The organism is Sphingomonas sp. Tas61C01 (genome assembly GCF_052567495.1).
The window spans coordinates 662637-676184 of record NZ_CP199583.1; the positions used below are offsets into that span (position 1 = coordinate 662637).

The following is a 13548-nucleotide window of genomic DNA, read 5'->3' on the forward strand; positions in this document are numbered from 1 at the left end:
CCCCGGTGGCGCGCGTCGCCAATCACGGACGACGCGCGGCTCACTTGCCGAGGATCTCTTTTTCCTTGCCCGATGCCGCGGCATCGACGTCCGCGACCGTCGCGTCGGTCAGCTTCTGCACCTCGGTCTCGTGGCGCTTGCGCTCGTCCTCGCCGAACACGCCCTTCTTCTCGTCGATCTTCAGGCTGTCCATGCCGTCGCGGCGGACGTTGCGCACCGCGATCCTCGCCTTCTCGGCGTACTGGTTGGCGATTTTGGCGAGCTCCTTGCGGCGCTCCTCGGTCAAGTCGGGGATCGGCAGCCGCAGCGTATTGCCGTCATTGATCGGGTTGAGCCCCAGCCCTGCCGATCGGATCGCCTTTTCGACCGAGCCGACGTTCGACTTGTCCCAGACCTGCACCGACAGCATCCGCGGTTCGGGTGCCGAAACAGTGGCGACCTGGTTCAGCGGCATATGACTGCCATAGACCTCGACCGTGACCGGATCGAGCAGCGTCGTCGACGCGCGCCCGGTGCGTAGGCCACCAAGATCGTGCTTCAGCGATTCGACCGCACCGGCCATCCGGCGCTCGAGATCTGCCTTGTCATAGGCCGGCATTGACGGTCTCCTGTTCGTTGCGGACGGTCGTCGAGACCCCTTCACCCGCAAGCACCGCGGCTAGATTGCCGGGCTCGCGGATGTTGAAGACGACGATCGGGATATCGTTTTCGCGGCAAAGCGCGATCGCACTCGCATCCATCACTTTCAGATTGTCGGCGAGGACGCGGTCGTAACTGATTGATTCGTAACGCTTGGCGCCCGGCACCTTCTTCGGATCGGCATCGTAGACGCCGTCGACCGAGGTGCCCTTGAACAGCGCATCGCATTTCAGCTCGGCGGCGCGCAACGCGGCGCCGCTGTCGGTGGTGAAGAACGGGCTGCCGACCCCCGCGGCGAAGATCACGACGCGGCCTTTTTCCAGATGGCGCTCGGCGCGGCGGCGGATGAACGGCTCGCAGACGCTCGCCATCGGGATTGCGGACTGCACGCGGGTGTCGATGCCGATCTGTTCGAGCGCATTCTGCACCGCGAGCGCGTTCATCACGGTCGCCAGCATGCCCATGTAATCGGCGGTCGCGCGTTCGAAGCCCTTGGCGGCCGCTGCCAGCCCGCGGAAGATGTTGCCGCCGCCGACGACGACACAGAGTTCATAGCCCTTGGCCTTGGCGTCCGCGATCTCCCCGGCGACGCGTGCGGTGACCGCGGGATCGATCGCCAGCCCGCCCTCGCCCATCAGGACTTCGCCGGAAAGTTTCAGCAGAATTCGTTTGAAGCGCGGCATGGTTCTCGGTGGTCTGCGGGGGACGGCGCGGACCTTAGGCGGGGCAGCCGAGCGGGGCAACCATGTTGCCGGAGACAGTCAGCATGCCGCCGCAATCGTCGCCGACCGGGGCAGCAAGGTCGCGAGCCAATCCGTCACCCCGAATAGGTCCGGGGTGACGGAGAGATGTCCGGCGGGCCCGGCATGAGCCCGCCGAAGGTCAGGCTGTCGGCTGCGGCACGCCCGAGGCGGCGGCAACCTCGGCGGCGAAGTCGGACTGCTCGCGCTCGATACCTTCGCCGAGCTGGAAGCGGACATAGTCCTTCAGCACGATCGAGGCGCCGGCGTCCTTGGCGGCCTTGGCGACCACATCCGAGATCTTGGTCTTGCCGTCGATTACGAACAGCTGGCTGACCAGCGCGTTTTCCTTGCGGTACTTGGCGATGCCGCCCTCGACCATCTTGGCGATGATGTCGGCGGGCTTGCCCGAATCGGCGGCCTTTTCGGTCGCGATCGCGCGCTCGCGCTCGATCTCCGCCTCGTCGAGGTCGGCCTCGTTCAGCGCCTTCGGGAACGCCGCGGCGATGTGCATCGCGAGCTGACGGCCGAGGCCCTGGAGCACGTCGTCGGCTGCATCGGATTCGAGCGCGACGAGCACGCCGATCTTGCCGAGGCCCGGCGACGCCTGATTGTGCACATAGGCGACCACCGCGCCCTGCGACACTTCGAGGCGCTTGGCGCGACGCAGCGACTGGTTCTCGCCGATCGTGGCGATGTTGTTGGTCAACACCTCCTCGACGGTGGTCCCCGACGGCATCGCTTCGCGCTTCAGCGCGTCGACGTCGCCCCCGGTGGCCAGCGCGAGCTGGGTCACTTCGCGGACGAACTGCTGGAACTGCTCGTTCTTGGCGACGAAATCGGTTTCCGAATTTACCTCGACCGCGGCACCCTTGGTCCCTGCTACCGCGACGCCGACCAGCCCCTCGGCCGCGGTGCGGCTCGACTTCTTGGCGGCGGCGGCGAGGCCCTTGGTGCGGAGCCAATCCATCGCCGCGTCCATCTCGCCCGCGGTCTCGCTCAGCGCCTTCTTGCAATCCATCATGCCCGCGCCGCTCTTCTCGCGCAGGTCCTTGACCATCGCTGCCGTGATATCGGCCATCGTTTTGATCCTTCTACTCTGAATATGGCTGCGGGCGGGAGAGGGCCCATGCCCTACCCCGCCCGCATGACTGTTATGCGACGGGTCAGGCGTCGATCTGGCGCTCGCCCTCGGCGGCCAGCTCGGCTTCGACCGCGGGGTCAGCAGCCGGAACGTCGCTGTCGCCGGCGGTCTCGACCGGAGTCTCGACGACCGGATCGGTGCCGAGCGCCTCTTCCTTCGGCGGCTCCATCATCGCGCCGATATCGGCACCGCTGCGGCGCTGCTGCTCCTGGTTGCCGCGGGTGGCGGCGATCGCGATGGCTTCGCAGTACAGGCGGATCGCCCGGCTCGCGTCGTCGTTGGCGGGGACCGGAAAGGCGATGCCGTCGGGCGAGACGTTCGAATCGAGGATCGCGACGACCGGGATACCCAGCGTGTTGGCTTCCTTGATCGCCAGCTCTTCCTTGTTGGCATCGATCACGAACATCACGTCCGGAATGCCACCCATGTCGCGGATGCCGCCGAGCGACAGCTCGAGCTTGTCCTTCTCACGGGTGAGCTGGAGCACTTCCTTCTTGGTGAGGCCGACGACCTCGCCGGTCAGCTGCTCTTCGAGCGTCTTGAGGCGCTTGATCGAGTTGCTGATCGTCTTCCAGTTGGTGAGCATGCCGCCAAGCCAGCGATGGTTGACGAAATGCTGGCCCGATCGGCGCGCGGCGTCGGCGACAGCTTCCTGCGCTTGGCGCTTGGTGCCGACGAACAGGACCTTGCCACCCGAGGCAACCGAGGAGCTGATGAATTCGAGCGCACGTGCGAACAGCGGCACGGTCTGCGACAGATCGAGGATGTGGACGCCGTTGCGGTCGCCGAAGATGTAAGGCTTCATCTTCGGGTTCCAGCGATGGGTCTGGTGTCCGAAATGTGCACCAGTCTCGATGAGCTGCTGCATGGTGACGACGGGTGCCGCCATAGGGATAACTCCTTCCGGTTGAGCCTCTGGGAAGCGGATGACGCTCGGGTCCCTCGGACCGTCACGCACCGGGCTATGATGCTTCCCATGCGGGTTTGAGGCGGCGCCCTTACCGGAAGCGGGAACGGATTGCAACCTGATGATGTCGCTTGACAGGAGGAACATAGCTGGAACATAAGATGTTCATACGGTGATCTACCCTGTGCAAGCTGTCCTCGGGCTACTGCGCAGGCGCAATTCGGGGAACCGGTTGAGAAGTCACGGGTTTGCAAAGTTATCCACAGGCGTCAGCGGATGCCTGGCAAGGGGAAAGAACATGGTTGCAGTTCTCAGCTTGATGATCTTCGGCGGCGCGTTTGTAGCCGCAGTAGCGGTCATCGCATCATCGATCGCGCCGCAGTGGCAGCGGATCATCTCGCTCGCAGCGGGCAACATCGAACAGGGTTTCTCGCCGCTTGCCCAGCTTGCGACCGCCGAACAGCGGATCGCGGTCAGGCGTTGGGCGTCGGCACCGGTTCCCGCCCCGCTGCGCCGGCTGCGCGAAGCCGCTTGACCCGCGTGTAGCTGGCGATGCTGAACGGTATCGTCAGCAGGTAGACGACGCAGATCGCGCTGAGGGTGTGCCAGGGTGCCGAGACCAGCGCAGCGCCCAACAGCACGACGCCGGCGATCGCCTCGAACCGCACGGTGCGGCGCAATCGCAGCGAGCTCCACGAGAAGGTAGCGACGCTCGACACCATCAGCACCGCGATGAACGCGACCCAAGGCGCCACCAGATAGGGCGAGGCCAGCAGCGGCTCGTCGGTGCAGAACCACAGATAGAGCGGCAGCATCGCCAGCCCCGCCCCCGCGGGCGCGGGGATGCCGGTGAGGAACCCCGCCGATTTGTGTGGCTGCTCTGTGGTATCGATCTGCGCGTTGAAGCGGGCGAGACGAAGCGCGCAGAATACCGCGAGCATCAACGCCGCGATCCAGCCGACCCGCGGCAGCGCCGCCAGCGACCAGAGATACATGATCAGCGCGGGCGCGACTCCGAAGGAGATCGCGTCGGACAGCGAGTCGAGTTCGGCGCCGAACCGGCTTTCGCCGTGCAGCATCCGCGCGATCCGCCCGTCTAGGCCGTCGAGAACACCCGCGACCATGATCATCGTCGCGGCGCTATGCCAATCGCCACCGATCGCGAAACGCACCCCGCTCAACCCGGAACACAGCGCCAGCGCCGTGACCGCGTTCGGCGCCACCGCACGCAACGGCAGGCCGCGCGGGCTGCGGCGGATCCGGCGTAGCGGACGCTCCACGGGTTCGATCACGCGCGGTGGATCCGTGGTGTCATTGCGATAGACCCTTCATCGGCGAACCGCCGATCCGGCCGATCACGGTCTCCCCCGCGATGCTGCGCTGGCCCGGAATGACCTGCGGCATGATGTCGTCGGGCAGGAAGACGTCGACACGGCTGCCGAAGCGGATCAGGCCGACGCGCTGACCGGTCGCGACCATGTCCCCAGGCTTGACGAAGCCGACGATCCGCCGCGCGACCAGGCCCGCAATCTGGGTGAAACCGATCCGGCGGCCGTCGCGGCCCTCGACCACGATGTGCTGGCGTTCGTTCTCCTCCGACGCCTTGTCGAGATCGGCATTGAGGAACTTGCCCGAGATATAGATCACCTGCCGGATCGTGCCCGCGATCGGGGTACGATTGATGTGCACGTCGAACACCGACATGAAGATCGACACCCGGATCATCGGCGTATCGCCCAGCTCGCCGACCAGCTCGCGCGGGACCGGCACGCGCTGCACCATTGTCACCAGCCCATCGGCGGGCGCAACGATCAGCCCCTCGCCCTGAGGCGTGGTGCGGACCGGATCGCGGAAGAACACCGCCACCCACGCCGCCACCGCCAGGAACGGCCAGAACAGCACCTTGGTCAGGATCGTCGCGATCAGCGTGATCCCGAGCGCGATCGCGACGTATTTATAGCCTTCCGGATGAACCGCGGGAAATCGCCACTTGATCGTGGTGGTCGACACCGGCGTCGTGGTGTCGATCGGCAGCGCGCCCTGCGGCGCCACCGACGTCGGCGCGACGGGGGCCGGCTCGGTGCCCACGATTGGTGTGGGGTTCGGCGTCGGCGGAATCGGGCGAGTCGGCGGCGTCGGCACGTTATCGAAGGATGACATGGCGTCGGTCTAACCGCCCGCGCAGATGGTTACAACGGCGGACGACGCCGGCCGCCGGGCACCGCGCCCGGTTGAATCCGCGCACGCTCTTCCTTAGACGCATCGCCAAACCCCCTCCCCCAAGGATGTGAGAATGGCGAAGATCAAGGTAAAGACGCCCGTCGTGGAAATCGACGGCGACGAGATGACGCGGATCATCTGGGAATGGATCCGCGAACGCCTGATCAAGCCGTATCTCGAGATCGACCTGGATTATTATGATCTCGGCATCGAGCATCGGGATGCGACCGACGACAAGGTCACCGTCGATTCCGCCCGGGCGACCCAGAAGTATGGCGTCGCGGTAAAGTGCGCGACGATTACCCCCGACGAACAGCGCGTCGAGGAATTCAAGCTCAAGAAGATGTGGAAGTCGCCCAACGGAACGATCCGCAACATCCTTGGCGGCACGATCTTCCGCGAGCCGATCGTGATCAAGAACGTGCCCCGCCTGATCCCCGGCTGGACCCACCCGATCGTGGTCGGCCGCCATGCGTTCGGCGACCAGTATCGCGCCACCGACTTCCTCGTTCCCAGTGCGGGCAAGCTGCGGCTGGTGTTCGAGGGCGACGACGGCCAGGTGATCGACCGCGAGGTGTTCCAGTTCCCCGCCGCCGGCGTCGCGATGGCGATGTACAATCTCGACGACTCGATCCGCGACTTCGCGCGCGCATCGATGCACTACGGTCTCAACCTCAAATGGCCGGTGTATCTGTCGACCAAGAACACGATTCTGAAGGCCTATGACGGCCGCTTCAAGGATCTGTTCGCCGAGATTTTCGACGCCGAATTCAAGGACAAGTTCAAGGAAGCCGGCATCGTCTACGAACATCGCCTGATCGACGACATGGTCGCATCGGCGCTGAAGTGGAACGGCGAGTTCGTCTGGGCCTGCAAGAACTATGACGGCGACGTCCAGTCGGACCAGGTCGCGCAGGGCTTCGGGTCGCTCGGGCTGATGACGTCGGTGCTGCTGACGCCCGACGGCAAGACCGTCGAAGCCGAAGCCGCGCACGGCACGGTCACCCGGCATTACCGCCAGCACCAGCAGGGCAAGGCGACCTCGACCAACCCGATCGCGTCGATCTTCGCCTGGACCGGCGGATTGAAGTATCGCGGCAAGTTCGACGATACGCCCGACGTCACCCGCTTCGCCGAGACGCTGGAGCGGGTCTGCGTCCAGACCGTCGAGAACGGCCACATGACCAAGGATCTCGCGATCCTGATCGGCCCGGACCAGCCCTGGATGACGACCGAACAGTTCTTCGAGCAGGTTCGCCTCAACCTAGAGACCGCGATGGCGGGCTGAATACACTCGGCCATGTCGTGCGCGAAACGGGTGACGGATCGCGTCCGACATGGCTAACGTGACCGGATGGCTCTTCATCTCGACAATGCGGGTTTCAGCGACACCCTGGTGATCCTGGGTGCAGCCGGGCTCGTCATTCCGGCGTTCGCGCGGTTCCGCGTCACCCCGGTGATCGGGTTCATCCTGGTTGGGCTGCTGGTGGGCCCCGCGGGTCTCGGCTCGCTCTCCCCGCAGCTACCCTGGCTCTATTACGTCACCATCACCGATCCCGGGGCGATCGAGCCCTTCGCCGAATTCGGCATTATTCTGCTGTTGTTCTCGATCGGTCTGGAACTCTCGTTCCGGCGGATCTGGTCGATGCGAAGGCTGGTGTTCGGCACCGGTGCGGCGGAGCTGATCGGATCCGCAACGCTGATCGCGGTGGCGCTCCATTGGGTCGGACAGGATTGGTCCGGCGCCGCCGGGCTCGGCCTGGCGCTGGCGTTGTCGTCGACCGCGTTGGTGCTGCCACTGGTGGGCACGACCAGCCCGGTCGGGCGCGGCGCCTTCGCGATGCTGTTGTTCGAGGATCTGGCGCTCGTCCCGATCATCTTCGCGCTCGGCGCAATGGCGCCGACCGCAAGTGCGAGCGGCTGGGGCAATCTCGCGGGCGTGGCGCTGAACGGCGCCCTCACCGTGGTGGTGATGTATATCGGCGGCCGGGTCGTCCTGCCGCGGCTGTTCGCGCAGGCGGCGCGGACCAAGAGCCCCGAGTTGTTCCTGGCGGCGTCGCTGCTGGTGGTGATCGTCGCCAGCGTCGCCACCACCGCGGCGGGGCTGTCGCCGATCGTCGGCGCGCTGCTTGCCGGGTTGTTGATCGCGGAGACCGAATATCACAGCGAGGTCGAACTGATCACCGCGCCGTTCAAGGGGCTCGCCCTCGGCGTCTTCCTGATCACGGTCGGCATGAGCCTCGACGTGCGATCGATCTTGGCGAACTGGCCGGCGTTGCTCGGCGCGGTGGCCGGCGTGGTCGCGGTGAAGGCGATCGTCACCTATCTGCTCCTGCGCGTCGCGCAGACCCGGCGTGGTCCCGCGGCCGAGACCGGGCTGCTGATGGGTAGTCCGTCGGAAACGACGCTGATCGTGCTCGGCACCGCGGCGCAGGCACAGCTGATCCTGCCGTCGACCGCGGCGTTCTGGCAGACGGTGACCGCGATCGGGTTGACGATAACACCGCTGCTCGCCAAGCTCGGCCGCGTCGCATCGCGCCGGATCGAGGCTGCGAGCAGCCATGAGGACAGCGGCGCGATCGACAAGGTGCAGTCGCCCGGCACCGTCGTGATCGGCTTCGGCCGTGTCGGGCGGATGGTCGCCGACATGCTGACGGTGCACGACCAGCGCTTCGTCGCGGTCGAAGCGGACATCGACGCGGTCGGGGCGGCGCGTCGGGCAGGCTATCCGGTGCTGTTCGGCGACATCGCGCGGGCCGAGATGGACGACCGGCTCGATCTCGCCAACGCCAGAGCCGTTATTCTGACGATGGACGATCCGGTGCTCACCGTGCGGGTGACGCGCCGGCTTCGTGCCCTGTCGGCCGAGCTGCCGATCATCGCCCGCGCCCGCGATCCCAAGCACGCGATCGAGCTGTACCGTGCGGGCGTGACCGATGCAGTGCCCGAGACGCTGGAGAGTTCGCTGCAGCTGTCGGAGGCGGTGCTCGTCGACCTCGGCGTCGCGATGGGACCGGTGATCGCCTCGATCCACGACAAGCGTGACGAACTCCGCCAGACCATCCGGCGCGAAGCCGATCTGAACCGTGAACCAAGGATCCGGCGCATTCGCCGGTCGGGCGCCGCGTCGCTTTGAGGCGGGATCGGGCGCCCCGTATGAGGGGCGGATTGCGGAGCGTGAAGGAACCACGGGCACGGTATCCTCGTTGACCAACCGCAATTCTAGGAGAACCCTATCCATGACCCGTACATCAATCCTGACGATCGCCGCGATGGCGCTGTTGCCCGCTTCGCTCCAGGCGCAGCAGGCTGCACCCGCCGCCGCTCCGGCAGGCGCCCCTGCAGCCGCCGTGACGCCAACGGTCGGCGCGTCGGTGTTCGATTCCGCCGGGGTCGAAATCGGCAAGGTCGAGAGCGTCGCCAACGGGGCAGTCGTAGTCGCATCGCCGACCGGTAAGCTGAGCCTGCCCGCGACCTCGATCGGTCAGGGCACCAAGGGTCTCGCGATCGCGATGACCAAGGCCGATCTCGACGCCGCTGCCGCGCAGGCCAAAACCGCCGCGACCGGTGAGTTGACGAGCAAGCTCGTCCCCGGCACGCCGGTCGGCAGTGTGGACGGCGCCGCGACGCTCGGCACGATCAAGTCCGCCGATGCGCAGTTCGTGACGTTGACGACCGCCAAGGGCGACGTGAAGCTGCCGGTTGCAGGTTTTGCCGCAGGTCCGTCGGGCAACGTCATCATGGGCATGACGCAGGCACAGTTCGATACCGCCTTGGGCGGTGCGGCGCCTGCCGCGCCCGCAGCAGCAGGAACCGCTCCTGCCGCCGCTACCAAGCCGGCGGCAGCACCCCGATGATCCATCGACCCCTCCTCCCTCGATCGGGGGAGGGGTCAGTTCATCCGGCGATAGCGGCGCGGATCGCGGCAACCGCCTCGTCGGCCTTGTCGCCGTCCGGACCTCCGCCTTGCGCCATGTCCGGGCGTCCACCCCCGCCCTGCCCGCCCAGCACGGCCACCGCACGACGCAGCAGACCGACCGCATCGTAGCGGCCGACCAGATCCTCACTGACGCCGACTGCGACCGATGCGCGCCCGTCGTTTACCGCGACCATCGCCGCGATCCCCGATCCGATCCGCTGCTTCGCCTCGTCGACCGCGCCGCGCAGTCCCTTGGCCTCGAAATCGTTCAGCACCTGACCGACGAACGCGACGCCGCCGACATCCTCCGGCCCCGCCTGCGCACCGCCGCTGCCGCCCAGCGCCAGCGCCTTCTTGGCCTCGGCAAGCTCACGTTCCAGCCGCCGCCGATCCTCGATCAGCGCGGCGACCCGCGCGGGCACCTCGTCGGGCGACGACTTCAACGTCGCGGCGGCTTCGCGCAGCTTGTCGTCACGCGCGGTCAGATAGCTCCGCGCCGCCTCCCCCGTCAGCGCCTCGACCCGGCGGATTCCCGACGACACCGCGCCCTCGCCGACGACCTTGAACAACCCGATGTCGCCTAGGGCACCGACATGGGTCCCCCCGCAAAGCTCGATCGAGTAAGTGCCGTCCGCATCTGCGCCCATCGATACGACCCGGACCTCGTCACCATATTTTTCGCCGAACAGCGCCATGGCGCCCATCTCGATCGCCTCGTCCGGCGTCATCAGGCGAGTGACGACCGGCCCGTTGCCGCGAATCTGCGCATTGACCGCCAGCTCCGCGTCGGCGAGCTCGGCCGCGCTCATCGCGACGGGGTGCGACACGTCGAAGCGGAGGCGATCGGGGGCGACCAGCGATCCCTTCTGCGCGACATGGGTGCCGAGCCGCTGGCGTAGTGCTTCGTGCAGCAGATGCGTCGCCGAGTGGTTGGCGCGGATCTGCGAGCGGCGCTCGACGTCTATCCGCAGCTTGACCGCATCGCCCACCTTCAGCGTCCCCGCGTCGATCGTCGCATGATGCACGAACACCCTGCCCAGCTGCTTGGACGTGTCGGTGACCGTCGCCGCCAGCCCGGCATCGTTCGTGATCGATCCCGCATCGCCAACCTGGCCGCCACTTTCGCCGTAGAACGGCGTCTGATTGACGACGATCGAGACGGTGTCGCCCGCGCCTGCCTCGGTCACCCGGACGCCATCATGGACCAGCGCAACGACCTCGCCCTCTCCGGTGTCGGCGGCATAGCCGGTGAATTCGGTCGAGCCGCTTTCCTCGGCGATGTCGAACCAGAGATCGTCGGACGCCTTGGCCCCCGATCCCTTCCACGCAGCACGCGCGGCCCGCTTCTGCTCGGCCATCGCGGTGTCGAAGCCGGCGCGATCGACATGGAGATCCTGCGCCCGCAGCGCGTCCTCGGTGAGGTCGTAGGGGAAGCCGAACGTATCGTAGAGCTTGAACGCGGTCTCGCCCGCCAGCGTGTCGCCCGGGCGCATCGCGGCGGTCGCCTCGTCGAGCAGCTTCAATCCCTTGTCCAGCGTCTGGCGGAAGCGGGTCTCCTCCTGCTGCAGCGTCGCCTCGATCAGCGGCTGGGCGCGGACCAGTTCGGGATAGGCCGCGCCCATCTCCGCAACCAGCGCGGGCACCAGGCGGTGCATCAACGGCTCCTTGGCACCCAGCAGATGAGCGTGGCGCATCGCGCGGCGCATGATCCGCCGCAGCACGTATCCGCGGCCTTCGTTGGCGGGAAGGACGCCGTCGGCGACCAGGAAACCGGCGGAGCGGAGATGGTCGGCGATTACGCGGTGACTCGCCTTGGTCGCGCCCTCGGCGGCGGTATGCGTCAACGCGGTCGAGGCGGCGATCAGCGCCTTGAATGTATCGGTATCGTAATTGTCGGGTACGCCCTGCATCACCGCCGCGACGCGCTCCAACCCCATGCCGGTGTCGATGCTCGGCTTGGGCAGATCGCCGACGATCGAGTCGGCCTCCTGCAGGAACTGCATGAAGACGAGGTTCCAGATTTCGACGAAGCGATCGCCGTCCTCGTCGGGCGATCCTGGCGGGCCGCCGGGGATGTGATCGCCATGATCGAAGAAGATTTCCGAGCAGGGTCCGCAAGGGCCGTCCGCGCCCATCGCCCAGAAATTGTCCTTGGTCGCGATGCGGATAATGCGCTCGTCGGGTAGCCCGGCGATCTTGCGCCACAGGTCGAACGCCTGATCGTCGTTATGGTAGACGGTGACGGTCAGCCGGTCCGGCGACAGGCCCCATTCGCGGGTCAGCAGCGTCCAGGCATTGAGGATCGCCTGTTCCTTGAAGTAATCCCCGAATGAGAAATTGCCGAGCATCTCGAAGAAGGTGTGATGCCGCGCGGTATAGCCGACATTGTCGAGGTCGTTGTGCTTACCACCGGCGCGCACGCACTTCTGGCTCGACGTGGCGGTCGAATAGGGCCGAGATTCTAGCCCCGTGAACACGTTCTTGAACGGAACCATCCCGGCGTTGACGAACATCAGCGTCGGGTCGTTCTGCGGCACCAGCGGCGACGATGGTACGATCTGATGGCCCTGCGACGCGAAGTAATCGAGGAAGCCGCGGCGGATGTCGTTGGTAGAGGTCATGGGAGAGCGACTTAGGCGAGAGGATCACCGCCCTCAAGCCCGACCGATCAGACCGGCCGGTCGATCGATCGGGGCGGCTCGCTGAACCAGCGCGGTCCCGTATCGGTCATGTGGAAGCAATCCTCCAGCCGCACCCCGAACTTGCCGGGCAGGTACAGGCCGGGTTCGTTGGAGAAGCACATCCCTGCGGCCAGCGGTGTGGCTTCGCCGTGGACCAGGTTGACGGGTTCGTGGCCATCCATGCCGATGCCATGCCCGGTTCGGTGCGACAGGCCGGGCAGCCGGTAACCCGGGCCGTAGCCTGATGCCGCATACCGGCGCCGCACCGCATCGTCGATGCTGCCCGCTGACGCGCCGATCCGCGCGGCCGCAAAGGCGATCCGCTGTCCCTCGGCGACATGATTCCAGACCGTGCGCTGTTGTTTCGAAGCCTGCCCGCCGTGCACCCACGTCCGCGACACGTCGGACTGGTAGCCCTCCACCGTGCAACCGCAATCCATCAGCAGGATGTCGCCCTTGGCGATCCGTGAGACCGCGCGGCTGCCATGGGGCAGCGCCGCGGCAGGGCCGATCAGCGCCATCGAGAATTCCGGAGCGCCACCGAGCTTGGTGGTCGCAGCGCTCATCAGCGCACCGATCTCGGCACCGGTCATGCCGACCTCGACGCGCTGGTGGGTCCAGCGATAGGCGGCGATCGTCACGTCGGTGGCGAGTTGCATCAGCGCCAGTTCGGGCGCGGTCTTGATCATCCGGACGCCGCGAACGACGGGATCGGCCTTCACCATCCTTGCGTTGGGCAGGACACGGGCGACCCCATCCTCGATGAAGAAGCGGACGGTTTCCTCAATGCCGATCGGACGCTTGGCGAGGCCACGGTCGCGGACGAAGCCGGCAACGACCGCGAAGGGGCTCTCGTCTTCCTGCCAGACGCGGACATCGGCGGGGATCGCCAGCGTCTGGCGGACCGAGGGTTCCTCGAAGAACGGCGTGACGATGCACGGTTCGCCCTCTGCGGGGATGACCGCGACGGTAGTGCGTTCGCTGCGCCACCAGCGCACGCCGGTGAAGTAGGTCAGCGACGATCCCGGTTCGACGACGATGCAGCCGATCCCCTGCGCCGCCATCGCCGCCTGGGCCCGGGCGAGACGGGCGGCGATCTCCGCCTTGCCGATCGGGCGGGCGGCGCCGGTGATCGGCGACAGCGCCGACAGATCGGGTTCGGCGGCGCGGAGGATCGCGGCGGTCGATAGCAGCGGGAGCGCCGCGGCGGTGCGGATCAGGTCGCGGCGCGACATCGGGATGGTCATGCCGCAGCGATACGGTCCTTGACCCCGAGGCCGCAATCCCCTCCCTAGGCG

12 protein-coding genes are annotated in these 13548 nt (G+C 66.7%); 3 read left to right on the forward strand and 9 right to left on the reverse strand.

Translation table 11 applies throughout. The annotated features are described in order from the left end of the window. Window positions 1–40 precede the first annotated feature (40 nt). From frr to ACT009_RS03080, 7 genes are all read right to left on the reverse strand, one after another. Window positions 41–598, reverse strand: coding sequence for a ribosome recycling factor (frr, locus tag ACT009_RS03050; protein ID WP_445192911.1), 558 nt, complete (start codon window positions 596–598; stop codon window positions 41–43). Further along, window positions 585–1322, reverse strand: a complete 738-nt coding sequence (pyrH, locus tag ACT009_RS03055; RefSeq protein WP_445192912.1) for a UMP kinase — start codon at window positions 1320–1322, stop codon at window positions 585–587. Before pyrH ends, frr begins: the two co-directional genes overlap by 14 nt. Window positions 1323–1521: 199 nt before the next feature. Beyond that, window positions 1522–2460 (reverse strand): translation elongation factor Ts, encoded by a 939-nt coding sequence (gene tsf, locus ACT009_RS03060; protein WP_445192913.1) that lies wholly within the window; start codon window positions 2458–2460, stop codon window positions 1522–1524. An 85-nt stretch (window positions 2461–2545) separates the two neighbouring features. After that, entirely contained in the window at window positions 2546–3412 is an 867-nt protein-coding gene (gene rpsB / locus ACT009_RS03065; protein ID WP_445193996.1) for a 30S ribosomal protein S2, read from the reverse strand. A 258-nt stretch (window positions 3413–3670) separates the two neighbouring features. Next, the gene (locus ACT009_RS03070) at window positions 3671–3847 is read right to left on the reverse strand and encodes a hypothetical protein (protein ID WP_445192914.1); all 177 of its coding nucleotides are present in this window, start codon (window positions 3845–3847) and stop codon (window positions 3671–3673) included. A gap of 56 nt (window positions 3848–3903) precedes the next feature. Continuing rightward, window positions 3904–4722 carry a CDP-alcohol phosphatidyltransferase family protein gene (locus ACT009_RS03075; protein WP_445192915.1) on the reverse strand — a complete coding sequence of 273 codons (819 nt, stop codon included), beginning with the start codon at window positions 4720–4722 and terminating at the stop codon, window positions 3904–3906. 19 nt (window positions 4723–4741) lie between these two features. Then, entirely contained in the window at window positions 4742–5464 is a 723-nt protein-coding gene (locus ACT009_RS03080) for a phosphatidylserine decarboxylase (protein ID WP_445193997.1), read from the reverse strand. A 259-nt stretch (window positions 5465–5723) separates the two neighbouring features. Between ACT009_RS03080 and ACT009_RS03085 the strand changes: the two genes are divergently transcribed. The 3 genes from ACT009_RS03085 to ACT009_RS03095 all read left to right on the forward strand — a co-directional run bounded on the left by ACT009_RS03085 (window position 5724) and on the right by ACT009_RS03095 (window position 9507). Next, window positions 5724–6938 (forward strand): NADP-dependent isocitrate dehydrogenase, encoded by a 1215-nt coding sequence (locus ACT009_RS03085; protein ID WP_445192916.1) that lies wholly within the window; start codon window positions 5724–5726, stop codon window positions 6936–6938. 66 nt (window positions 6939–7004) lie between these two features. After that, window positions 7005–8786: a cation:proton antiporter domain-containing protein gene (locus ACT009_RS03090; protein ID WP_445192917.1), complete on the forward strand. Its 1782-nt coding sequence runs from the start codon at window positions 7005–7007 to the stop codon at window positions 8784–8786. A gap of 103 nt (window positions 8787–8889) precedes the next feature. Next, window positions 8890–9507: a hypothetical protein gene (locus tag ACT009_RS03095; protein ID WP_445192918.1), complete on the forward strand. Its 618-nt coding sequence runs from the start codon at window positions 8890–8892 to the stop codon at window positions 9505–9507. A 40-nt stretch (window positions 9508–9547) separates the two neighbouring features. Here the strand turns inward: ACT009_RS03095 and alaS are convergent, their stop codons facing one another. Further along, the gene (gene alaS / locus ACT009_RS03100; protein ID WP_445192919.1) at window positions 9548–12190 is read right to left on the reverse strand and encodes an alanine--tRNA ligase; all 2643 of its coding nucleotides are present in this window, start codon (window positions 12188–12190) and stop codon (window positions 9548–9550) included. A 47-nt stretch (window positions 12191–12237) separates the two neighbouring features. Continuing rightward, window positions 12238–13497, reverse strand: coding sequence for a M24 family metallopeptidase (locus tag ACT009_RS03105; protein ID WP_445192920.1), 1260 nt, complete (start codon window positions 13495–13497; stop codon window positions 12238–12240). Window positions 13498–13548 lie beyond the last annotated feature (51 nt).